At 66.0% G+C, this 21,300-nt stretch carries 22 protein-coding genes; 6 read left to right on the top strand and 16 right to left on the bottom strand.

Annotated features, from left to right (window positions below; genetic code table 11):
• The first annotated feature begins 3 nt into the window (after window positions 1–3).
• Window positions 4–363, top strand: a complete 360-nt coding sequence (locus ACL9RJ_RS24225; RefSeq protein ID WP_177086935.1) for a type III secretion protein HrpV — start codon at window positions 4–6, stop codon at window positions 361–363.
• Between the two features lie 6 nt (window positions 364–369).
• Here the strand turns inward: ACL9RJ_RS24225 and ACL9RJ_RS24220 are convergent, their stop codons facing one another.
• The 14 genes from ACL9RJ_RS24220 to sctW form a co-directional block, all read right to left on the bottom strand.
• Window positions 370–1,869: a hypothetical protein gene (locus tag ACL9RJ_RS24220; RefSeq protein WP_422765751.1), complete on the bottom strand. Its 1,500-nt coding sequence runs from the start codon at window positions 1,867–1,869 to the stop codon at window positions 370–372.
• Window positions 1,860–2,822: a type III secretion system chaperone gene (locus ACL9RJ_RS24215; protein ID WP_422765750.1), complete on the bottom strand. Its 963-nt coding sequence runs from the start codon at window positions 2,820–2,822 to the stop codon at window positions 1,860–1,862. The genes ACL9RJ_RS24220 and ACL9RJ_RS24215 overlap by 10 nt, the downstream gene beginning before the upstream one ends.
• A gap of 76 nt (window positions 2,823–2,898) precedes the next feature.
• Entirely contained in the window at window positions 2,899–3,975 is a 1,077-nt protein-coding gene (gene sctU, locus ACL9RJ_RS24210; RefSeq protein ID WP_017126711.1) for a type III secretion system export apparatus subunit SctU, read from the bottom strand.
• On the bottom strand, window positions 3,972–4,766 hold the full coding sequence (sctT, locus tag ACL9RJ_RS24205) for a type III secretion system export apparatus subunit SctT (protein ID WP_422765749.1): 795 nt from the start codon (window positions 4,764–4,766) through the stop codon (window positions 3,972–3,974). The genes sctU and sctT overlap by 4 nt, the downstream gene beginning before the upstream one ends.
• Window positions 4,766–5,032, bottom strand: coding sequence for a type III secretion system export apparatus subunit SctS (gene sctS / locus ACL9RJ_RS24200; protein ID WP_017126713.1), 267 nt, complete (start codon window positions 5,030–5,032; stop codon window positions 4,766–4,768). The genes sctT and sctS overlap by 1 nt, the downstream gene beginning before the upstream one ends.
• Window positions 5,033–5,040: 8 nt before the next feature.
• Window positions 5,041–5,694, bottom strand: a complete 654-nt coding sequence (gene sctR / locus ACL9RJ_RS24195) for a type III secretion system export apparatus subunit SctR (protein WP_017126714.1) — start codon at window positions 5,692–5,694, stop codon at window positions 5,041–5,043.
• Entirely contained in the window at window positions 5,691–6,029 is a 339-nt protein-coding gene (locus ACL9RJ_RS24190; protein WP_017126715.1) for a FliM/FliN family flagellar motor switch protein, read from the bottom strand. Before ACL9RJ_RS24190 ends, sctR begins: the two co-directional genes overlap by 4 nt.
• A complete protein-coding gene (locus ACL9RJ_RS24185) occupies window positions 6,019–6,750 on the bottom strand; it encodes a type III secretion system protein (RefSeq protein ID WP_177119590.1) in 732 nt (243 codons plus the stop codon). The genes ACL9RJ_RS24190 and ACL9RJ_RS24185 overlap by 11 nt, the downstream gene beginning before the upstream one ends.
• Entirely contained in the window at window positions 6,747–7,304 is a 558-nt protein-coding gene (locus ACL9RJ_RS24180) for a type III secretion system HrpP C-terminal domain-containing protein (RefSeq protein WP_256351596.1), read from the bottom strand. Before ACL9RJ_RS24180 ends, ACL9RJ_RS24185 begins: the two co-directional genes overlap by 4 nt.
• 7 nt (window positions 7,305–7,311) lie before the next feature.
• On the bottom strand, window positions 7,312–7,755 hold the full coding sequence (locus ACL9RJ_RS24175; protein ID WP_017126718.1) for a hypothetical protein: 444 nt from the start codon (window positions 7,753–7,755) through the stop codon (window positions 7,312–7,314).
• 2 nt (window positions 7,756–7,757) lie between these two features.
• Window positions 7,758–9,107 carry a FliI/YscN family ATPase gene (locus ACL9RJ_RS24170; protein ID WP_017126719.1) on the bottom strand — a complete coding sequence of 450 codons (1,350 nt, stop codon included), beginning with the start codon at window positions 9,105–9,107 and terminating at the stop codon, window positions 7,758–7,760.
• Window positions 9,104–10,066: an FHA domain-containing protein gene (locus tag ACL9RJ_RS24165; protein ID WP_177109607.1), complete on the bottom strand. Its 963-nt coding sequence runs from the start codon at window positions 10,064–10,066 to the stop codon at window positions 9,104–9,106. The genes ACL9RJ_RS24170 and ACL9RJ_RS24165 overlap by 4 nt, the downstream gene beginning before the upstream one ends.
• A gap of 21 nt (window positions 10,067–10,087) precedes the next feature.
• Window positions 10,088–12,190, bottom strand: a complete 2,103-nt coding sequence (gene sctV / locus ACL9RJ_RS24160) for a type III secretion system export apparatus subunit SctV (protein WP_177086945.1) — start codon at window positions 12,188–12,190, stop codon at window positions 10,088–10,090.
• A complete protein-coding gene (sctW, locus tag ACL9RJ_RS24155; protein ID WP_177086947.1) occupies window positions 12,190–13,284 on the bottom strand; it encodes a type III secretion system gatekeeper subunit SctW in 1,095 nt (364 codons plus the stop codon). Before sctW ends, sctV begins: the two co-directional genes overlap by 1 nt.
• A gap of 247 nt (window positions 13,285–13,531) precedes the next feature.
• On the opposite strand from sctW, the gene ACL9RJ_RS24150 reads away from it, so the two are divergent.
• From ACL9RJ_RS24150 to ACL9RJ_RS24140, 3 genes are all read left to right on the top strand, one after another.
• Complete coding sequence (locus ACL9RJ_RS24150) at window positions 13,532–14,068, top strand: RNA polymerase sigma factor (RefSeq protein WP_017126722.1); 537 nt, start codon at window positions 13,532–13,534, stop codon at window positions 14,066–14,068.
• A 79-nt stretch (window positions 14,069–14,147) separates the two neighbouring features.
• Window positions 14,148–16,412, top strand: coding sequence for a type III effector HrpK domain-containing protein (locus ACL9RJ_RS24145; protein ID WP_422765748.1), 2,265 nt, complete (start codon window positions 14,148–14,150; stop codon window positions 16,410–16,412).
• A gap of 153 nt (window positions 16,413–16,565) precedes the next feature.
• Window positions 16,566–18,059, top strand: coding sequence for a hypothetical protein (locus ACL9RJ_RS24140; RefSeq protein WP_146049185.1), 1,494 nt, complete (start codon window positions 16,566–16,568; stop codon window positions 18,057–18,059).
• Window positions 18,060–18,122: 63 nt separating this feature from the next.
• On the opposite strand, the gene ACL9RJ_RS24135 is transcribed toward ACL9RJ_RS24140, so the two are convergent.
• Together ACL9RJ_RS24135 and ACL9RJ_RS24130 are read right to left on the bottom strand one after the other, a co-directional pair.
• Window positions 18,123–18,470, bottom strand: a complete 348-nt coding sequence (locus ACL9RJ_RS24135; RefSeq protein ID WP_017126724.1) for a cupin domain-containing protein — start codon at window positions 18,468–18,470, stop codon at window positions 18,123–18,125.
• A gap of 104 nt (window positions 18,471–18,574) precedes the next feature.
• On the bottom strand, window positions 18,575–19,459 hold the full coding sequence (locus ACL9RJ_RS24130) for a LysR substrate-binding domain-containing protein (protein ID WP_422765747.1): 885 nt from the start codon (window positions 19,457–19,459) through the stop codon (window positions 18,575–18,577).
• A gap of 83 nt (window positions 19,460–19,542) precedes the next feature.
• On the opposite strand from ACL9RJ_RS24130, the gene ACL9RJ_RS24125 reads away from it, so the two are divergent.
• Window positions 19,543–20,310, top strand: coding sequence for a sulfite exporter TauE/SafE family protein (locus tag ACL9RJ_RS24125; protein WP_177118855.1), 768 nt, complete (start codon window positions 19,543–19,545; stop codon window positions 20,308–20,310).
• Window positions 20,311–20,369: 59 nt separating this feature from the next.
• Window positions 20,370–21,266 carry a LysR family transcriptional regulator gene (locus tag ACL9RJ_RS24120; RefSeq protein WP_017126727.1) on the top strand — a complete coding sequence of 299 codons (897 nt, stop codon included), beginning with the start codon at window positions 20,370–20,372 and terminating at the stop codon, window positions 21,264–21,266.
• Window positions 21,267–21,300 lie beyond the last annotated feature (34 nt).

The following is a 21,300-nucleotide window of genomic DNA, read 5'->3' as shown; positions in this document are numbered from 1 at the left end:
GTCATGATTCGCGTTTCCGGTAAGGCGGCGTTTTACGAGCGGGTAGCAGCAGAGCAGGATGCGATCTGGCCTCTGGTCAGCGGGGTGTCCTTCCTCAGTCGACGTGAGCATCACGACTGGGGGATTGCCCTGCATATCGAGAAGCGTGCGCTGAAACCTCAACAACTGCGTGAAACCCTCGAGCGGCGTTTCACCCAATCCCATCGGTTCCCCGATTACTTCCTGTTCCTCGATCCCCAGCGCAACTTTGTCGTCTGGCACGCGGTGCCGGGCGGTGGCGAGGGGAGCCCGTCACTCGATCAGATCCGCCAGCATCAACTGATGCTGGCGGGGCTTGAACATCTCAACGACTCCCCGCACTGACGCGGCCTAGACCGCGTCGTCCGCCAGGGCGGCTCGGGCGACCCGTGTGTTGCCCCTGCGGTTGACCATCCCCGCCTGAGCCTCGATCCGCGCCTGCACCGGTTCCGCCGCCGTGGCGGCCGGTGGCGGGGCGTCGATGGCCTTGCGCACGCTGCCATGGGCCTGGAATGTCTGGTTCATGGTGCGATAGGCCAGGCCCATGGCCAGGGCGGTGCCGCTGTTGCCGAGGAAGCTGGACAGGGCCGGTGTCGTCCCGCCCCGCGTCAATTCCCCCATGGCCATGTTGATGGCGCTGGCCAGCGAGGTCCAGGCCACCCGCGCCGGCGACTGATCGAACAGACGCCCATAATCCTTGAGCGGCAGGCTGGCCTCGAACTGCTGGGTGGTGCCCGCCTGCCGGGTGTCGAAATGCTTTTGCAGGTGGCCGTCGATAATTGCCGTGACGGTGTTGAACGCCGCGCGGGTGCCCGCCAGGGTCTGGATCGAGCGGGCCAGGGCGTCGCCGCGCAACGGCTGGTGGTCGGCGCCGGTCAGGGCCGGGCTCGACAGGGTCTGGCCCGGTGGCAGGGTCTTGGGGCTGATGGAGTCCTGGATAAACCCCATGGTCAGGGTCATGGTGCCGTAGGCCCAGCCCAGCAGCGCCATGTTGTCTTCGTTGACGCCGTGGGTCTTGGTGTCGTCGTGCTTGCCGGTCATGCTCAGGCTGGCCTGCATGGTTTCCCGCGACAGGGCATAGATCACGTTGCGCAGCTGGGTCGCCAGGATCCGCGCGCTCAAGGCACCATCGCCCCGGGCCGCGCCAAGGGCGCCGAGGCCGAGGTAGATCGCTTCGGCGGCAATCTGGTTGCGGGTGACGTTGCGCGAGTCGCGCTGCATCTGTTCGCGCCGGGCCTGCTGCTGATCGGCGCCGAGGGCGTTCCATTGCCGCTCGCTGAGGGCGAAATGCCCGCGCACGGCGATGGTGGATTCGGCGCCCAGGCGATCCAGGCGCGGCTGGCGGACATACACATGGCTGGCGACGGTGGCCAGCGAGATTGCCGCCTGCAAGGCCAGCGCACCGCCCGGACTCTTCTGCGCCAGACCCTCGGCCAGGGCGCTGTAGGTGTGCATGAAGGCGACTTCACGGGCGTAGGTCGGCAGCCCGCAGGTGACCATCTGTTGCAGGGTCTGCCCGGCGGCGGCCAGGGTGCTGCGCCCGGACGGCAGGTTGGCGGCGGTGTCGGCCCAGCTTTGCACGGCGGTGTGCCGGATGCTGTTGCCGGCGCTGACGCCACCCTGGTACATCGCCGTTCCCGCGGCACTCATGCCCTTCCACGCGGGCGCCAGGCACTGGCGATGAAACGCCTGGCCCATGCCGCTCGCCGCCTGGGCCGCACGGGCGGTGAAGCCGGGGGGCGCGACGGCCACCTGGGCGTTTTCCACTGCGCCCGGAGTACGCACCGCCAGTTCGATGGCCGCTGTCGGCGGCGTGGCGTTGACCGTGGGCGCCTGTGTTCTCAAGACCATGTCGGGTTCCTCAGCTGGGTTCTGGTGGGCGTGGTTTCGGGCGCGGAAGGCGTGGCGAAACTTTCGGCGAAGGCGGCGAAGTCCAGCAGCCAGTCGACCAAGGCCTGGGCGTCCAGGCCCTGGCTGTCCCAGCGGGCCTGCAGGCAGGCACCTTGTGGGGCAAGGGCGATGGCACAACCGGTAAGCGTCATCAGTTGCAGGTTGGCGCGCAGGGCGAGTTCGCGCTGGTCGCTGCCGTGCAGCGGGGCATCGATGGCGGTGCTGACCAGCAGGTGACGCTGGTCGCTGTCGGCAATGATTTCCAGCGCGCGACCATTGAGCCGGATCACGCCGACGGTTTCCGGAGCCGCCAGCGGCGGGGCGATGCCAAGGTGGCGCAAGACCTGTTCCAGCAGCGGGCGATGCCAGGTCTGCGCCATGGCCGCTTGCGCCTGGGCCCGGGCCGCGGGACTTGCCACCGGTGGCGGGCCGGCCGCTGCGTTGCTGGTGGCGAGAGGCGAGCTCAAGGCCGTGGCGCCGGCAATCAGGCTTTCGCCCAGGGCCAGCAAGTGACTGAGTTCGGCGGCCAGGTAGCGGGTGTCCGAGTACGGCTGGTATTGCAGGCGCGAGACCAGTACCGCGTTGCCGTGATCATCCAGTGCGCCGGCGCAGGTGCTCATCGCACTGGTGGCGCAATTGGCCCGCAACAGCAGTTCGCTCCACAGCGCCGGCGTGCAGTCGAGGGGGCGTTGCAACCAGCCCAGTGCCAGCCATTGTGCCACCGGTTGCTGCTGCCACTGCACCAGTTGCAGGGTCAGCCCCGGCAGGGGCAATTCACCGCTGCGGGCGAAGTCGCGAGCCTGCGGATCCGCCAGCCCGAGCTGCCTCGCCGCGTTCAGGAACCAGTTCGCCGCAGCGTCTGGAATGGGGATTTGCGGGCCTTTTGCAGCGGGTGGGCGAACATGTGATTGCATGGGCTCTACCTGTGGGGCTTTTGAAGCCCATTTGAGCGCAATAACATGTCGGTTTGATGAATCGGAAGGCTCTGGATCAGTCTTCTTCGAGCTGAATGATCTCGTCGGTGACTTCATCGAGCTGGCGGATCACCTGGTAGATATGAGCCACGTCGAGCAGGGTCGGACGGGGGATGTATTTGCCGGTCCTGACCTTGTACAAGGTGCGCGCCAGCCACACGCTCTGCACCACCGGAATCTTCGCGCGCCGGGCACGTTCGATCAGCGCCAGGGCATCGGCATCCTCGCCCTTGCAGTGGATCAGCGGCAGCGGTGTCTGGCCGGGGCGGTAGTAGAGCGCCACGGCGAAGTGGGTCGGATTGACCAGCAGCATGTCCGCGTCTTCCACCGGCTTGGGCGGCGTGCGCGGTTCCTCGTTGAGCAGCTCATGGGCCAGTTGGCGGCGATGGCCCTTGACGTGCGGGTCGCCTTCGGACTCCTTGTATTCCTTCTTGATGTCCTCGTGGCTCATGCGCATTTTCTTCGCGTGGAAATACTTCTGCAGGGCGAAGTCGATCATGCCGATCGCCAGCAGCAGGCCGAGGGTGGTGCGCAGGACACTGCGCAACAGCGTCAGCAGGGCATGCCAATAGGTGTTCAGGTCCGAATCCGCCAGCAGCACCAGGGTGCCCAGCACCGGCTTGATCGAGACATAGAGGGTGGTGCCGATCGCCACCGCTTTGAGGATGCTCAGCAGCAGGTTCATCAGGTTCTGCCCGGAGAACATCTGCTTCAGGTGGCTGATGGGATTGAGCTTGCCGAAGTCGATCTTCAGGGCCTTGGGCGCGAACAGGAAACCGATCTGCACCCAGCTGCCGACCATGCGCATCAGCATCGCCAGGCCGACGCTCATCAGGATGAAACTGATCAGCAGCCAGGTGGCCTCGCCGGTCATTTCCGTCAGGCTGCTGAGGAACGGCTGGTTGATGCGCCGCAGGGTCAGCGACATCAGGTGTTCCAGGCGCGCCACGCTGTCGTCGGCCATGCCCAGGGCGACCTCGCTGACCACCATCAGCACCAGCAGCTTGCCCAGGTCCTGGCTTTGTCCCACCTGGCCTTTTTCGCGGGCGTCGCGCAGCTTCTTGGGCGTGGCCTTTTCGGTTTTTTCGCTCATGGCACCTGCACCAGCAGGCCGAGCAGATGCTTGAGGTCCAGCAGTTGCCGCAACTGGCCGTTGCCCAGTTCCAGCAGGGTCGGCAGGTAGATCAGCAGGAACGCCAGGCCGGCCATGCTCTTGGCCGGCATCGCCAGGACCGAGACGTTCAGTTGCTGGGCGTAGAGACCGATGATGGCGAATGCCACTTCGATCAACAGCAGCAGGCCGATAAAGGGCGCGGCATACAGCAGCGCGTGTTGCAGGGTCTGGCTGAGTTGGCCGAGAAAGACGTCCAGGCCGCCGACATTCAGCCCCGGCACCCAGACGGTGGGCGGCCAGACTTCATAGCTGTCCCAGATCACCTGGGTGATCAACGACAGCCCGCCGCTGAGGATCACCAGCATGATCAGCGCTTCCTGGAACAACTCGCCCAGAGGCGTCGCGTCCGGCCCGAGGGACGGGTTGAGCTGGCCGCCGCTGAGGGCTCCGCGCTGGCTGTCGAGCAAGGCGCCGACGGTGGCGAACATCCAGAACGGCGCGTACAGCAACAGGCCCAGGAGAATGCCCAGCACCGATTCCTTCAGGAGCAGCCCGGCGATGGTGAACCAGGCGTCGTTTTCCAGGGCCAGGGCGCGACCGATGCTCGGCGCCGGGATCAACGCCAGGGCGCAGGTCACGCCATAGCGCAGCGGGCCCTTGAGGTGCTTGAAGCAAAAGGCCGGGACCAGGATCAGGCAGGGCAGGATCCGCGCCATGGCCAGGCCCATGCCGAGCATCAGCTCGAAGGCGCTCTCGGCGTTGAACGGCATCAATGGGCACCGCCGGTGCGGGCGATCAGGTCGAAGGACAGGTTGATGAACTGGATCAGTTCGACCCCGATCCAGCGGCCGGTCGCGGCCAGGGTCAGGCCGACGGCGGCGAGCTTGATGCCGAACGGCAGCGTCTGGTCCTGGATCTGCATCAACGCCTGCAAGAGTGAGGTGATCACTCCCACCAGGACCGCCACGCCGAGGGGCGGCGCGGTGAGGATCACCACCAGGAACATGCCTTGCTTGAACAGTGCCAACGCTTCCACGGCAGGTCTCACAGATAGGAATAGAAAAGGCTGTCGAGCAGGCGCGACCAGCCCTGGACCAGCACGAACAGCAACAGCTTGAGGGGCAGCGAGATGGTCATCGGCGAGACCATCTGCATGCCCAGGGCCAGCAGCAGGTTGGAGACGATCAGGTCGATGACGATAAACGGGATGTAGATCAGGAAACCGATCTGGAACCCGGCCTGCAGCTCCGACAGCACGAACGCCGGGATCGCCAGCAGCAGGTCGCTGCTGCTGGCCTTCTCGGCCATCTCGGCGGGCCACATGCGGTGGGTGTTTTCCAGCAGGTGGGCCTGCACGTCGGGGTCGGTGTTGCGGGTCATGAAGCGCTCGATCGGTTCCATGACGGTGTTGGCGCTGAATTGCAGTTTTTCCGTGCTGCCGATTTCCAGCGGGTTGTCGTGGACCCGTTGCTGGATCTGATGGGCCACCGGCGCCATGACGAACATCGTCGCGGCCAGGGCAATGCCGTACATCGCCATGTTCGGCGGTACCTGCTGCACACCGATGGCGTTGCGGGTGATCAGCAGCACCATGGAAATCTTCAGGAACGCGGTGCAGACGATCAGGAACAGCGGGATCAGGGACAACGCGCCGAGAAACAGCGCGAGCATGATCGGGTTCATGCCATCCAGGATCATCGGTCGAATACCATCCGGGTGATCTGCAGGCCGAGCCGGCCTTCCACGTCCACCAGCTCGCCGTGGGCCACCACGCGCTCGCCATGGCACAGGGTCGCCTCGCCGGGGACCACGCCGGTGACTTCCAGCACCACCCCCGGCGCCAGGCGCTGGAGGGCGTACAGGGGCAGGCTGATGCTGCCGCTGCGGATGGTCAGGTCCAGGTTCAGGCCAGCCAGGGGCGATGGCGGCTGTTCGGGGTGCTGCTCCAGCCCCAGCTCCTGTGCCGGGTGCGGTGCCTCGTCCTGGTCGTCCGGTGCCACCGGCACGTCTTCGTACAGTGCATCATTGTCCATCGTGCGGGGTTTCCTCATGGTTGAGCTGTACAAGCAGCGTGTCGTTGGCGACGCCGGTGGCGACGCGCCAGGTCCGGGCGGCGAGGTGCAGCACGCCTTGCCCGGCGCAATCGAAGTAGGCGCGGCCGGGCAGCAGCACATCGCCGGGGCGCAGCGAGCGCAGTTCGTTCAGGGTCAGGCTCAGCTCGCCGAGGACCAGCGGCGCGGGCAGCGGCCAATCCTCGGGCAAGGGTTGTTCGAGGGCCTGCCAGGGCAGGGCGTCCAGCAGGCGGATCAGGGTCTGCGCATCGCAACTCAGGCGTGCCTGCACCGACTCGTCGGCGCAGTGCACCACGAGTCGGCAGGCGATGTGCCCGGCGCGCTCGTCATCCGCCGGCAGCCGCGGTTCCAGGGGCGCCAGCAAGGCGGCCAGCGGTGGGCTCAGTTGCTGGTTCAGGTATTGCCAGTACCAGGCCTGCAACGGTCCGCCGGTCACCGCGGGCACTTCGCCGAACAGGCTCAGCACGGCGTCGGCGTCGGTCAGGTGCAAGCGGCCCTGGGCGCTGTCGAGGGTGGTCCAGGCGCGGTCGTCCGGCGTGAGCTGATCGGCCGCGAGCAACGGGCTCAGGCTCAGCCGGGCCACAGCGCCACGCAGCGGATATTCCAGCCAGCGGCCACGGCCGAGCAGGCGGCTGGCGCTGGCCAGTGTCCGCGACACCGGGCGCAATGCCAGGGGCGTCATGCCGTTCCGGTTCCGTGCAGGGACAGGTTCACGTCCCGGCCCAGGGCCTGGCTGAAGGCGTCCTCGCAGGCCTGCCGATTGTTGCTCAGGCGATTGAGCACGTCGGCGCGTTCAAAACCCAGGTCGATGGTCCACTGGTTGTCCCGTCTGCCGGCACGGACCTGGACCTTGCCCAGGTTGGGCATCAACAAGGTGGCGCTGAAAGGCCGGTCGCCGCGGGCCGGCAGTTGCAGCGCCAGTTCGTCGATCAACTGCGTGGGAATGGCCTCGGCGGCCTGGAACAGGCTGAAACCCGAGCCGCCGTGCTGCTCAGATTGGTCGCCCTGGTCGCTGGTGGACGGCGCCAGCAATTGTTCGAAGAATAGGCCGTCGGCGGTCATCTCGCCGCTGTCGCGACTGGCACCGAACGCGCCCCCGGACTGGCGTGAGCGCTCGGTCTCGGCGCGGCGCGGAAAGGCTGGCGAGGGCAGGCGGTTCTCGGCCTGCGGGGCCCGTGCGGCGGGTGCCGGCCGGTGCGCCGGGTGCGGGGCGACGGGCTTGATCGGAGTGGTCATCGCGGAGTCATTCCTCATTCAGGTTCTCGCTCATGCAGGCGAGTTTTTCCACGGCGCGCTGACGGGCCCTGGCTTCCATCCGGGCCTGCTCCAGGCGCTGCTGGTGCTGCTCGATCTGCTGGCGCAACTGGCTGACGTCCTGCTGGATAAAGGCCAGTCGGTCGAGCATGCGCCGCTCTTTTTCATGCCAGCGCTCGACCTCGTTCAACTCCAGGGTCTGCTGCAGGTGCGCCTGGGACAGCTGCCGACGGCGAACCCGCTGGTTGTCGCGCTCCTGGAGCCAGGACTGCTCGCTGTGCAGGAGCTGCTGGTGCAGTGTTTCCAGCTCCTGCTGCAAGCGCCGCTGGGCGCGCTCGGCGCTGGCCTGGCGGTGCTGGCGCAACGGCGTGAGGATCTGGATCACCTGGGCCATGGCGACGTGGTTGGGGTCGGCTTCGAGTTCTTCGTCCATGGTCACTCGGGCAACTGCGAGGTCAGGCGGGTGAGCAGGTCCATCGTGGTTTCCAGCGGCACCGGCTCACGCAGGTCCTGGCGCAGGAAATCATTGATGGCGTCGTTGAGCTGCACCGCGCAATCGGTGACCGGATCGGCGCCGGGCTGGTATTCGCCCAGGCGCAGGAGCATCTCCACCTGGCGATAGGCGGCCATCAGCCGACGCAGGCGGTTGTTGGCCTGCTGGTGCGCGCGGCCGGTGACGTTGCTGAGGATCCGGCTGATGCTGGCGGGCACGTCGATGGCCGGGTAGTGTCCGCGCTCGGCGAGTTTGCGCGACAGCACGATATGACCGTCGAGCAGCGAGCGGACCTCGTCGGCCACCGGGTCGTTCATCGAGTCCTGTTCGATCAGTACGGTGTAGAGGGCGGTGATCGAGCCGTTCTCGCTCATGCCCGCGCGCTCCACCAGGCGCGGCAGCAGGGTGTAGACCGAAGGGGGCAGGCCGCCACGGCCGAGCGGCTCGCCGGCGGCAATGCCGATTTCGCGCTGGGCGCGGGCGAAACGGGTCAGCGAGTCGATCAGCAGCAGCACCTTCAGGCCGCGCTGCCGGTAGGCCTCGGCAATGGCCGTGGCGGTAAACGCCGCGCGGGCGCGCTCCATGCTCGAACGATCGGAGGTGGCGCAGACCAGCACCGAGCGCCGGCGCAGGGTGTCATCCAGTTCGTGGTCGAGGAACTCGCGCAACTCCCGGCCACGCTCGCCGATCAGGCCGAAGACGATCACATCGCAGGCCATGTTGCGGGCCATTTCCGCGAGCAGGGTGGTCTTGCCGCAACCGGCCCCGGCAAACAGGCCGACCCGCTGGCCTTCGCCGAGCAGGATCGCGCTGTCGATGGCGCGGATGCCGGTGGGCAGCGCGGCGGTGATCCGCGGACGCTGGGTCGGCGGCAGCGCATCGGCGATCACCGGCATGGTTTCGCGGGTGTCATAGGGCCCGGCGAAAGCGCCTTCGCCATCGCCCAGCAGTGGCCGACCGAAACCGTCGAGGACACAACCGAGCAGGCTGTCGTCGACGCCGATCCGGTGGGCCATGCCCAGGGGCCGGATCTGCGCCCCGACCTGGATGCCATCGGGCGTGCCCAGGGCGCTGAGCAGGGTGCACTGGGTGGTGAAGCCGACGATCTCGGCCAGCATGCTGCTGCCGTCGGCCTTGCTCACTTCGCACAGGTCGCCGATCTTCGCCGCAGGAATCTGGCACTCCAGCAGGATGCCGTTGACCGCCGAGACCCGCCCGCTGACCTGCACCGCCGACAGTTGCGTCAGGCGGCGGGTCTGCTCGCGGGTCCACTGGGCGAGGGCGGCACTCACCAGCGCACCTCGTAGTGCTGGTCGCCTTCGAATTCGATGCGCTGGTCGTCGATGCGGGTCAGGCGCAGCCCGTTGAGTTCGTCACCGACATACAGGCGGTGGCCGTCATCGGTGACCAGGTGACCGTTGGCGCCGGAAATCACCTGGACGATGACGAAAGGCAGGCCGCTGCTGACCGGGACCACGCTGTCGACAATCGGCACGGCCGATTCATAGCGTTCGTGGAAACGCTGGAGCATCCGTTGATAGACCGACAGGGCATCGCCCTTGAGGCCGCCTGCGAGGGTCAGGCCGTCGACGCTGTCTTCGATGCGCACGTCGGTCAGCAGGCGATCGCTGAGCAGGGTATTGAGCAGGCGGCGGGTGTCTTCGCGGCTGGCCAGGCGGGTCTTGCCCGGAGCCGGTGGTTCGACGTGCGCAGCCTTCGCCGGGCTGGCAATGGGCGGCGCCGGTGGTACGGTCGGCTGGCTGACGCTGCTGCGGTTCCAGGCCCAGGCGCCGCCGAGCAGGCTCAACAGCACGCCGACCAGCAGGGCATTGCGCCGGCTGAACCAGCCCGCGCGGGCACTGACTTTCTCCAGCGGCGCGGAGGCGGCGAACTCATCGGCCCGTGGGTCGAAGGCCGCCGGGCGGGAAGCGTTGTCATGGGCCACCGGCACCAGCGGCCAGGCGTCTTCGGCGGGTGCCAGGCACAGCCAGACATTGCCCAGGGCAAAGGTCTGGTTCGGCGTCAGTTCGGTGAGGCTGTGGGCGTGGCCCTCATCGTCGTTGATCAGGCTGTCTTCGGCGCTCAGGGTCCAGCCATCGGCACTGCGTGTCAGCCGGCAATGCCGGGCCGCCACGCCGGGATCGTAGAGGGCCAGGTCGTGATCGGCGTCGGCACCGATCAACCACTGCTCGCCCACCAGCGGCAACGCGGCGCCCTGGTGCAGGCCGTTCAATACCCGCAGTTCGTACATCATGCGGGGCTCCCTGCAGTATCAGGCCGCATACTCGTCCTCCAGCGGTTGCATATCGTCTTCCAGGTCGAAGCGACCCAGGACCTTGACTTCGGCGGCGTTGCTGATTTCGGCGAACGACAGCACGGGCACGTGGTGGAACTCATCCTGCAACAGGGTGCGCAACGGGCTGCGCAGGTCCTGGGCCACCAGCAGCACGGCGCGCTCGCTGGTGCGCAGGGGAAAGGCGATGCGCAGTTGCTGCACCAGCAACAGGCTGGTCTCGCTGCTCAAGGCAAAGAAAGTCTCGGTCTGGGTCTGGCGCAGGCCGTCGCGCAGGATGCCTTCGCTTTCCGGGGTCAGCAGCCACACCAGCAGGCCGGCGGGGCTGCTGTACTGGTTGTAGATCAACGACTTCAAGGCGATGCGCACGTAGTCGGTGAGGGCGGTGATATCCCGTTCGTGCTGGCCGTGTTCGATCAGGGTTTCGGCGATGACGCGGATCGCCCGCAGCGGCACGCACTCCGAGGCCAGGCGTTGCAGCACGGCTGAGAACCGCGCCAGCGGCAGGACCCGCTGCATCTCCTGGGCCAGCTCGGGTTGCTCGGACTCCAGCCAGCCGAGGATCGCCTTGGTCTCCTGCAAGCCGATGAACTGCGGACCGCAGGCCTGCAAGGCCCGCTCCATGCGTTCGACGATCAGGGTGCTGGCGCTGACGGTTTCCAGCCGTTCGGCTTGCAGCTGCGGCGCATCGGCCGGCATCCACACCCACTGGTTTTCCTGGCGGTCGAGGCTGCCGGCCACCGCCTGTTCGACCTGGCTCGCATCGAGCACCTGGGCGTCGACCGCGACGTGGGTCTGGTTGAAGGTGGCCTTGAGCAGCGGTACTTCGTAGACCGAAAAACGAAACTCGTCGGGCTCCAGGTGCTCGGCGGTCTCGATGATGAAGGACGGCAGCGTCAGGCCGTACTGCACCACCAGGCGGTTGCGCCGCTGGCGGATCTCGCTGACCAGTTCCTCGATCTGCGCCGCGTTCTGTTGCGGATGGAACTGCAACAGGAACTGGCGGCTGGGGATAAAGGTGCGCAGGTCTTCCTTGCCGTTGTTTTCCGGCGCGACGAAGATCGGCTGGGCCTGGGGCGCCTTGGGCCTGGCCCGTTGCAGTTGCAGCATGCCGCCGCAGCCGCATATCAGGGCAATGATGACAAACACCGCGGTGGGCATGCCGGGCAGGGCGGCGAAGCCGAGCATCGCCACCGAGGCGATGATCCAGGCCTTGGGCTGGCTGGTGATCTGCTCGGCGATCTCGCGGCCGATATTGGCTTCCACGCCCGGCGTGTCGTTGTTGGAGACGCGGGTGATGATCATCCCCGAGGTCACCGAAATCAGCAGCGCCGGGATCTGTGCGATCAGGCCGTCACCGATGGTCAGCACGGTGTACAGCTGCACTGCGTCGCCGGCGCTCATGCCATGCTGGACCACGCCGATGGCGATGCCGCCGATCATGTTGATCGCGACGATGATCAGGCTGGCGATGGCGTCGCCGTTGACGAATTTCATCGCGCCGTCCATGGCCCCGAACAACTGGCTTTCCTTGCCCAGTTCGGAACGTCGGCGGCGGGCTTCGTGGACGCTGATCAGGTTGGCGCGCAGGTCGCTGTCGATGGACATCTGCTTGCCGGGCATGGCGTCGAGGGTGAACCGCGCGCCGACTTCGGCGACCCGCTCGGAGCCCTTGGTGATCACCAGGAAGTTCACCACCGTGAGGATCATGAAGATCACCATGCCGACCGCCAGGTTGCCGCCGACGACGAACTGGCCGAAGGCTTCGACGATGTGCCCGGCATCCTGGTTCAGCAGGATCAGGCGCGTGGTGGAGATCGACAGCGCCAGGCGGAACATCGTGGTGATCAGCAGCACCGAGGGAAAGGTCGAGAACGCCAGGGGGCGCGGCAGGTGCATCGCCAGCATGATCAGCAGGCAGGAAATACAGATGTTGATCGCGATCAGCACATCCACCAGGCCGGTCGGCAACGGCGTGATCATCATGAAGACGATGGCGAGCACGACGAACGCGCCGACGATTTCCGAACGGCGCATGGCCGCCAGGGCGACCTGGTTGAGCAGGTTGATCAGGTGATCCATCAGGCGCTTTTTCCCTTGGGCAGGCTCTGTTCCTGGCGGGTCAGCTCGGCCATCAGCAACAGCAGGTTGCCGAGGGCGTTCTGGCGCGCCTTGAGGTCACGCCAGAGCAGGATCGGCAACTGTTGCAGCATCGGTCGCAGGCCATTGAGAAAGGCCAGCTGGTGCCGGAGTTTGGGGCCGCCGATGTACTGCGTCAGTTGCAGGGTTTCCTGCAGGTTCATGCCCTTGCCCGAGAGGGTCAGCAAGTGCTTGAGAAAGGACGGCGCGCTCAGTTGCAGGGTCGGGTTCTTGCCGCGCATGCGCCCCAGCAGGTGTTCGCTGTTCTGCAGCAGGGTGGCGACGTGGCGCGCGGTGTTCAGGCCGTGCATGAGGTTGCGCAGTTGCTGCTGGGTGCTGGACGGGCTCAGGGCCGCGAGGTCGTCGGCGATGGCGCCGCGCAGGTCGCGCAGGGTCGGTTCGAATTGCCGCTCGCCTTCCTCCAGGCCCAGCAGGGTGTCGATCAGGCTGGAGATGGTCTGCTGGCCGACCACCCCGGAGTAGTACAGGTCGCGCAGGTTCTGCCGACGTCGCGGGTTCAGGGTGGAACGGGCGAAGGCCCGCGCGGTGTTCATGCCGGCCTGGGCACGACTGCCATGTTCGCGGCGCAGCAATTTGAGCTGCTGGCTCAGCACCACGTGCTCGTTGTCGTCGCCTTCGTCCTGGGCCTGCCGGGCGGCGGCCTGGAGCGTCACATGGGCCTTGGCCGCGTCGCCACCGCTGAATGCAAGAACTTGCGCGAGGGTCGCGGCCTGGTTTTTCAACTGCCGCCGCAGCGCCCGGGCCGCCTCGTCGAGGCCCTTGTCCTGGGTACCCATCAGCAACTGATACAGCTCGCCGAGCTTGACCGCCTTGGATTGCAGGGCGGTGCTGCTGGCCATCAGGTCGCGCTGGCTCAGGCTGAGGCTCTGCTGCACCAGGGCCGAGGCGAAGCGGGTGACCTGCTGGGCCGAGTTGTCCTGGTGGGGCGTGCTCTGCGCGATCAGCGCCGCCGGCTTGGCCGGGGCGTTGATAACCGGTGGCTGGACAGGCGATAGGGTCGGAGCGGCGATCTTCATGGCGCATGACTTCGAGGGGCGATAACCCATGAGTGGTCAGGTGCGCCATCCGGTTCCATCGAGCCTTCGGCCGGGGAGGGTTTGTGCAAGAAAAGTTGTACGGGGTAAGGGGCTTTGTGCAACTAATTGCAAAGAAACCTTAAGTAACAAAAAATAAAATTCATAAAAATCATGTAGTTATTTTTATGTAACAGGTGGCATACATATCGCTATAGGCATTGGACATATCCTGAAATGGTTTATCTCTATGCTCTCCAGCGATTCGATTGCCCATTCATCCCAGGCCTCCGGCATCCGTCAGCTCAATACCGAACAGGTGCAGAAACTGCGATCGTTCATCAAGCGACGGGTGATGAACCCTGATGATGTGGAGGACATCATGCAGTGCACCTTTCTCGAAGCGCTGCGCAACGAGCACAAATTCCGTTTCGACTCCCGACCGCAGACCTGGCTGTGCGGTATTGCCCTGAACCTGATCCGCAACCATTTCCGCCGTCAGTACAAACAGCCGCTCCAGGAGCGCTGGGAGGATCGCGAGGACATGGAGCTGTCCGATGGCGTCGATATCGGCGCGCAGATCGATGGTCATCGGCAACTGGCGCGGGTGGTCCGGGCCATCGGCACCTTGCCGCTGACCATGCAGCAGGTGATCCAGGTCAGCCTGGAAATGGATGGCAACTACCAGGACACCGCCCTGAGCCTCGGTGTGCCGATCGGCACTGTCCGTTCACGGCTGTCGCGGGCCCGCGAGCAACTCAAGCGCAGCGTGCCCAGCGTTTTCTGAAGCAATTGCCATCAGATTGGAACCACTTGCGTCGGTCGCGCCACACAGCGATATGTTCGACTGACGATGGCGACCTCTCATGCGCATTTCCACTACACCTTTTTCCGGTACCGGTTCTTCCATGCTGGGCGGCGACATGGCGGCAGCTCCTTCGACGAAGGAGCCCAAGCTCGATAGTCAGTCGGCATTCGATTTCGGCGTTCAATTTGCCCAGCAGGCCTTGCAGCAGCATCCGGGCACCGATTCGGCGGATGATCTGAAAGCCATGATCAGCCAGCTGTTGAAGCGACTGTTTGGCGGGGATGCGAAACCCGAGGGCCAGGTTCCGGACAAGCCCGCGACCAGTGCCCCCGCGACGCAGACCCCGCCGGCCACAGGCGCCTGCCCGGCGACGCCGGTGCAGGCTCCGGCTCCTGCGGCACCTGCCGCGGCCAACGATTGCTCGGCACCAGCCGCCAAGCCGAGTGCGGAAGCCAGTTTCCTCGATGATTCGAAGTACTCCTCGCCCAAGGACCTGGAGCGCTGGGCACCGATGGTCGCCAACCTGCCGCCGGACCAGCGCCTGCAGGCGGAAAAAGAGCTCAATCGACCGATCGCCGCCGCGCGCATGGCCCTGGAGAAAGGCCCCGACGGGGCCAAGGCGATGAAGTTCATCAACGACAACCCGGCCCTCAAGACGGCCATCGACACCGCCAAGCATGGCGGCAAGGCCGATGGCAAAATCAGCGACGGTGACCTCAAGGCGTTTGCCAAGAAAATGCAGGGCGCCGCGGATGGCGCGGCCAAGGATCTCGCCCAGTACCAGAAGGACAATCCCGGTGCTGACCCGCAGTCGTTGCAGATGGTCCGCTCGGCCCTGTTGCTCAAGGCCAACGCGCCACTCACCGCGGCCGCCGACCCCAAGCATGCCGCCGGGACGGAGGGCGAAACCAAGGTCGACAACCTGACCAGCGCCGATGGCCTGCAGGCCCTGCAGAAGAGCAACCCGGGCCTGGCCGGTGCCCTCAAGCAGTCGGCGAAGACCTTCTCCCAGCCGGGCTTCCTGAACATGCTCGACCAGGGCGGATTGTCCGGCCGCGGCCTGGCCACCCATGGCCCGGACAAGCTGTTCAATCCGGCGAATATCGGCGACTGGGTGAAGAAGCAGGCCCCCACCAACGGTGGCGAATTCGCCTCCATGCTCAGCGATGCGGCGACCTTGAACGCCGTGGCCGGGACCGATATCAGCAAACTCGACAAACAGGTGTTCGAGCAGCCGCAGAACTACACCGGCGCGCAGAAAGCCGCGGTCATGGTCAAGCTGCAACAGACCCAGCAAAGCGTGGTGGCCGGTCGCGACCTGCACAAGACCGGCAAGACCGAAGACGCGCTGGCAGAAAAGATCGCCCAGTTGCAGGCCGATCCGGATGTCCAGGCCTACATGAAGCAGGCGGTGCCGAGCCAGGAGCGCGCCCTGGTGGCCAGCGACCCGGCCCTGGCCAAGGCGGTCAAGGGACAGCTGCAACAGGTGACCAGCGGCCAGGCGCTGCGTAACGACATGAGCACCGCCGACCGCAAGGCCAACGGCGACAGCAGCAAGGCTGACTACAGCGGCGCGATCAGCGGCCTGTCGGCCCAGTTGCAGATGCAACAGGACCTGCTGGGCCCGGACACCAAGTTGCCCAGCGCCCAGCAGGTGATCGGCGGACAGCCGCAGGTCCAGGCCCGGCTCAAGCAGTCCTATGAAGCCAACTTCAGCGAAGGCGGTGCCCTCAAGCAACTGCTGGGGCAGAAGAAGGCCGATGTCGGCGACTCCCTGCAAACCGTCGATGCGCGCAAGGCGGCCTATGACAGCGTGCTGCCGGAGCACTTCGTCCGTGGGCAGCAGGACAGCTACATGAACACCACCGTCGGCCAGTTGCAGCAGTCGAAGAAGGGCCGCGAACTGCTCGAAGGCATGCTCGACCCAGGTGCCGGCGCCGATGCCGCATCACCGAAAAGCAAGGCCCAGCAGTTCAAGGACGGCTACGACAACGCCAAGTCCGGGCTGTCGGCCGCCAGGAACGGCATCGAGACCGCCGGTAAGCTGGCCGGCCGCGAAGTCTCGGTCGGGCTCGGGCGCCTGGCCGGTTCCATCGGCGGGCGCATTGCCGGGGCCGTGGCCGGTGAAGCGGTCGGCATGGCAGCGGCGTCCGCCATCGGTGCGGCGGCCGGGCCGGTGGGTTGGGTCATCGATGCGGCCATGAGCCTGGGTTTCGGCATCGCTGCGATCATCGAAGCGGTGAAGAAACACCACGCGCAGAAACAGTTCGATCACAACGTCGATCCGACCCTGGACCAGTTCGGCATTCCCCGGGCGCATTGATGCCAGGCGCCAGTGATTGATGCCATCGAGCAAAGGAGCAAGACCGTGAGTGTGTCGATTTCACCGATTCGCACAGCTGTGCAAGATTCTGCAAATGCCTTCAACCCCGTGCTTGAACGGAAATTTTTCGTATAACAGCGAGGCAAGACGCCAATGACTATTCCATCCTCGACCTCAGGGGGCCATTACCTGACCACTTCGCAACGGCAGGCAAATGCCTCGCACGACGTGGAAATGCAAACGCCGTCGCGGGCGACCGCCGTCGACCGGGTCCAGCCCGGCACGCCGCAAGCCCTGGAAGGGCTGAAGCAGAAAATGGCCGACATTTTCGAGCCGCACAAGACCGCGGACAACGAAGAGGCCCTCAAGACCCTGATCGACAGCCGCGCCGACGAGCTGCACGCCATGGGCCAGACCGCCGATGACGTCGAGCGCCTGCTGGACAAGGCCGCGCGCATGGACCGCGTGGCAGTGCCGGCCCAGGGCGCGGTGGGCGGTATTCCGTTCGGTGTCGCCTCGGTGGTGCTTGATCGCGTGCCGGATATTTCCGCCGATGCCGCCCACAGCCCGGCCTATGGCGGCTTTCTCTCCGGTGCCTTCTCCGGTGCGGCGGACGTGGTCGGTGGCGGCCTGTTGTCGAAGGCGACCCATGACACCTTCTGGCTCAAGGCTCCGGCCGAAAGCCTCGAACCGGTGATGCAGGACGCCCAGAAAGCCAAGGCCTCGGAAAACCTCGGCACGCAGACCCTGCAGAACGCCGTGGCGACCCAGACCTTTTCCCTGCGCAACGCGGTGCGCGGCGTACTCAATACCACGCTGACCGCGACTTCGGGTCCGAAGACGGCCGCGGCGGTGGATACCGGCATGTCCGCGCTGGGCGGGATGGCCGCGGGTGCCGGTTTCGCCAGCATCATGCGCGGGCATGACACGCGGGCGCACCGCGCCGGTCCCGAGTACCTGTTCGGGCGCCAGGACTGGAAGAAGCAGTACGAGACGCTGCGGGATTGCAATCCGACCCGCGACCCACTGATCAATGGCGCCAAGCGCATGGCCAAGCTGCCGCTGGACATCATGACCGACGGCCTGAAGTCCATCGCCGGTGCCGCCACCATGACCAGCCTGGCCAACAACGGCCTGGCCCTGGGCGGTGGTTTCGCCGTGGCGTCGCAGGTCCGTGGCCTGGTCAAGGAGGCTGCGACCCGGGCCGGTTTCTCACCGGTGGCGAAGGTCGCGGTGGACCAGGCGACCAACCTCGGCATGTCGGCCCTGGCCTTTGCCGGCCTGAGCGTGACCTCGACCCTGGCCGGTCCGGCCAGCGATCATGCGGTCAAGGTGCTACAGGAGGACGTACCACCGAAGGCCCAGGCCATTGCCGACAAGGTCCAGACCCAGGTGGCGGCCAAGGCCGAGTCCGCCGGCAAGCAGATCAGCTCGGGTTATGCCGGGGCCAAGCAGAGCGTGAGCCACATGATGGACGGGCTCGGCGATGCCGCCGCGTCCGGCGCCGATCTGCTGGCGGGTGCGATCAACACCGTGCGCCGTCGTCCTGCGGCTACCGCCAACGCGCCGGTCAACACCCCAACACCGACTCCGGCCAATGCCGTGGCGAGCAGCAGCACCCAGCCCAATCCGGCTTCGCAGGTCTGACCCCTGGGTGAATGAAAAAGCCCCCGGTTGCCAACGCAGCCGGGGGCTTTTCATGTGTGGGGCTCAGGCGAAGACGAAATACTTGCGCACGGTCTCGACCACTTCCCAGGTGCCTTTCATGCCGGGTTCAATGATGAACTTGTCGCCGGCCTTCAGGTGGATCGGCTCCTGGCCATCAGGCGTGATCACGCAATAGCCTTCCTGGAAGTCGCAGTACTCCCACTTCACGTATTCGACCCGCCATTTGCCCGGAGTGCAGATCCAGGTGCCCATGATCTTGCTGCCGTCCTCGCTGGTGTAGGCGTTGAGGTTGACGGTGTGCGGGTCGCCTTCGAGCTTTTCCCACTTGCAGGCGTCGAGCACCGGCAGGGGGTGGGTGTCGCGCAGAACGGTAATCGGTGGATTGGACATGCTGGGCTCCGGGCGCAGGTTCTGAATGAAGCCTGCACCCTAGCGGTCGCGGCCGCCCGGCGAATGTCCAGGGTCGACATCCACCTGTCCATGCGCGCACGGCGTCATTGCGGTTTCAGAGCCTCCACCAGGGCTCGGGCATAGGACGGCAGGTGTTCGAACGAGCGCGCGCACAGCAGCAGTTTGCGCCGGGCCCAGGGTTCGGGCAGCGGGCGACTGATCAGCCGCTCATCGGCCGGCCAGCGGTCGAGGGTGGCCTGGGGCACGATGCCCGGGCCGGCACCGCGGGCGACCATGCGCAACACCGCGTCGAAGCTGTCGACCCGCACGCGCAGTTGCATGCGCAGGCCCAGGTGCAAGGCCTGTTCTTCGAGGTACACCGCCAGTGCGCTGGCGGCGGCCAGGCCGACCTGCTCGTGGCGCAATGCATCGCTGAAGCGCGGCTGCGGAACCGCAGCCAGCGGGTGCCCGTCGGGGATCACCAGCACCAGCGGATCGTCGTGAAAGGGCAGGGTCTGCAAGTCCTGGGTGTCCACCGCGTCGGAGACGATGCCCAGTTCCGCGGCGCCCTGGCTGATGGCATGGACGATGCGCAGGCTGGGCAACTCCTGCAGGTCGATATCGATGGGCGGGTGCTCGCGCAGGAAGTCGGCGAGACGTTCCGGCAGGTATTCGCTGATCGCCGTGGTGTTGCACAGCAGGCGGACCTGGCCCTTGACCCCGTTGGCGTAGTCGGCCAGGTCCTGGCGCAGGCGCTCGCTCTGTTGCAGGATCAATCGCGTATGTTGCGCCAGGGCCTTGCCCGCCGCGGTGGGCGTGACGCCACGGCGACCGCGCTGGAAAAACGGCGTGCCGAGGGATGCTTCCAGGGCCCTGATCCGTGCGCTGGCCGCCGCCAGGGACAAATGACTGCGGGCCGCGCCGGCGGTGATATTGCCGGCATCGAGGATGTTCAGGTACAGGCGCAGGTCGGTCAGATCGAAGTGCATGGTTTTCAGCCTCTTGTATTGGCAGAGGCTAGCTCGGGCAATCGCAGATTTTCAAATGTATTGCCCTGCTCCAGCATGGGCCCATGAATACTTATCTCGAGTTCTACCAGACACTGGGCCTGGCCCTTTCCCTGCTGGTGCTGGGCACCTTTCTGCTGGCCGGTACGGTCAAGGGCGTGATCGGCCTCGGGCTGCCGACGGTCGCCATGGGGTTGCTCGGCCTGGCTATGGTACCGGCGCAGGCTGCGGCCCTGCTGATCATTCCGGCGACCCTGACCAATGTCTGGCAACTGGCAGTGGGCGGGCATCTGCCGGCGCTGCTCAAGCGCCTGTGGCCGCTGTTGCTGGCGATCTTCCTCGGCACGGCGGCCGGCACCCTGTGGCTCGGTGGGATCGAGAGCGGCGGTTGGGCGGTGCGGGCACTGGGCGCGGCCTTGCTGCTGTATGCCGGGTGCGGGCTGTTCCTGCCGACCCTGCGGGTGGGCAGCCGCTCCGAACGCTGGCTGGGGCCGCTGTGTGGCGTGGTGACGGGTGTGATCACCTCGGCCACCGGCGTCTTCGTGATCCCGGCGGTGCCTTACCTGCAAGCCCTGGGACTGAACAAGGACCAACTGGTGCAGGCGCTGGGCCTGTCGTTCACGGTCTCGACCCTGGCCCTGGCGGCGGGGCTGTTCTGGCGCGGCGCCCTGGGCGAGGGCGCACTCGGTGCCTCGTTGCTGGCGCTGGTGCCGGCCCTGCTCGGCATGTGGCTGGGCCAATGGTTGCGCCAGCGGATCAGTGCCGTGCTGTTCAAGCGGGTGTTCTTCATCGGCATGGGCGTGCTGGGCGGGCACCTGTTGATCAGCGGCTAGTGGTTCCTTTTGCCCCGCATACGGCTACTATCAGGCCTGTTTCCAGATGAGGGGCCAAGGTGAAAGCCAGATCCGATGAGTTGCAGATCTTTGTCAGCGTGATCGAGTGCGGTTCGATTTCGGCAGCGGCCGAGCAGGTCGGCCAGACGCCGTCGGCGGTCAGTCGCAGCCTGTCGCGGCTGGAAGCCAAGCTCGACACCACACTGATCAACCGCACCACGCGACGCATGGACCTGACCGAGGAGGGCAAGTTCTTCTTCGAGCGGGCCAAACAGATCCTGGAGCAGATGGACGAGCTGGAAGAGCGCCTGTCCCTGCGCCAGCAGACACCGGCCGGGCGCCTGCGGATCAATGCCGCCTCGCCGTTCATGCTGCATGCGGTGGTGCCGTACATCGCCGAGTTCCGCAGCCTGTACCCGGATATCCAGCTGGAGCTCAACAGCAACGACCTGATCATCGACCTGCTGGAGCAGAGCACCGATATCGCCATCCGTATCGGCAACCTGGCGGATTCGACCTTGCATGCGCGTTCGCTGGGCAGCAGCCCGCTGAATATCCTCGCCAGTCCCGCGTACCTGGAGCGCCATGGCGTGCCGGCCACTGTCAGTGAGTTATCCGCGCACACCCTGCTCGGGTTCACCCAGACCGAGAGCCTCAACCACTGGCCGCTGCGTCATGCCCAGGGTGACCGCTGGCAGATCCAGCCGGGCATCAGCGCCTCCAGCGGCGAGACCCTGCGCCAACTGGCACTGGAAGGGCAGGGCATTGCCTGCCTGTCGCATTTCATGACCCACCAGGACATCCAGTCCGGCCGCCTGCAAGTGATCCTGCCCGAGGCCAACAGCGGCTATCGCCAGCCGATCCACGCGGTGTACTACCGCAACTCGCAGCTGGCGCTGCGCATCCAGTGCTTCCTCGATTTCATCCAGGGCAAGCTGGCGGGGTACGCCAGCTAACCGGAGCGTGGGAACGATCAAAAGCTTCGGGGGC

It is taken from the genome of Pseudomonas sp. Mn2068, assembly GCF_049319725.1.
In the GTDB taxonomy this organism is placed as follows: Bacteria; Pseudomonadota; Gammaproteobacteria; order Pseudomonadales; family Pseudomonadaceae; genus Aquipseudomonas; species Aquipseudomonas gingeri.
This window is presented reverse-complemented; position numbering and strand designations above follow the sequence as displayed.

Coding starts and splice junctions, on each gene's coding strand:
- sctT (WP_422765749.1), bottom strand. CDS start 4,766: ATGCCGTTCAACGCCGAGAGCGCCTTCGAGCTGATGCTCGGCATGGGC.
- sctW (WP_177086947.1), bottom strand. CDS start 13,284: ATGAAGATCGCCGCTCCGACCCTATCGCCTGTCCAGCCACCGGTTATC.
- ACL9RJ_RS24165 (WP_177109607.1), bottom strand. CDS start 10,066: ATGTACGAACTGCGGGTATTGAACGGCCTGCACCAGGGCGCCGCGTTG.
- ACL9RJ_RS24135 (WP_017126724.1), bottom strand. CDS start 18,470: ATGTCCAATCCACCGATTACCGTTCTGCGCGACACCCACCCCCTGCCG.
- sctU (WP_017126711.1), bottom strand. CDS start 3,975: ATGAGCGAAAAAACCGAAAAGGCCACGCCCAAGAAGCTGCGCGACGCC.
- ACL9RJ_RS24175 (WP_017126718.1), bottom strand. CDS start 7,755: ATGGACGAAGAACTCGAAGCCGACCCCAACCACGTCGCCATGGCCCAG.
- ACL9RJ_RS24190 (WP_017126715.1), bottom strand. CDS start 6,029: ATGGACAATGATGCACTGTACGAAGACGTGCCGGTGGCACCGGACGAC.
- ACL9RJ_RS24220 (WP_422765751.1), bottom strand. CDS start 1,869: ATGGTCTTGAGAACACAGGCGCCCACGGTCAACGCCACGCCGCCGACA.
- sctR (WP_017126714.1), bottom strand. CDS start 5,694: ATGATCCTGGATGGCATGAACCCGATCATGCTCGCGCTGTTTCTCGGC.
- ACL9RJ_RS24130 (WP_422765747.1), bottom strand. CDS start 19,459: ATGCACTTCGATCTGACCGACCTGCGCCTGTACCTGAACATCCTCGAT.
- ACL9RJ_RS24125 (WP_177118855.1), top strand. CDS start 19,543: ATGAATACTTATCTCGAGTTCTACCAGACACTGGGCCTGGCCCTTTCC.
- ACL9RJ_RS24150 (WP_017126722.1), top strand. CDS start 13,532: ATGCTCTCCAGCGATTCGATTGCCCATTCATCCCAGGCCTCCGGCATC.
- ACL9RJ_RS24225 (WP_177086935.1), top strand. CDS start 4: ATGATTCGCGTTTCCGGTAAGGCGGCGTTTTACGAGCGGGTAGCAGCA.
- ACL9RJ_RS24180 (WP_256351596.1), bottom strand. CDS start 7,304: ATGACCACTCCGATCAAGCCCGTCGCCCCGCACCCGGCGCACCGGCCG.
- ACL9RJ_RS24185 (WP_177119590.1), bottom strand. CDS start 6,750: ATGACGCCCCTGGCATTGCGCCCGGTGTCGCGGACACTGGCCAGCGCC.
- ACL9RJ_RS24215 (WP_422765750.1), bottom strand. CDS start 2,822: ATGCAATCACATGTTCGCCCACCCGCTGCAAAAGGCCCGCAAATCCCC.
- ACL9RJ_RS24145 (WP_422765748.1), top strand. CDS start 14,148: ATGCGCATTTCCACTACACCTTTTTCCGGTACCGGTTCTTCCATGCTG.
- ACL9RJ_RS24140 (WP_146049185.1), top strand. CDS start 16,566: ATGACTATTCCATCCTCGACCTCAGGGGGCCATTACCTGACCACTTCG.
- sctV (WP_177086945.1), bottom strand. CDS start 12,190: ATGGATCACCTGATCAACCTGCTCAACCAGGTCGCCCTGGCGGCCATG.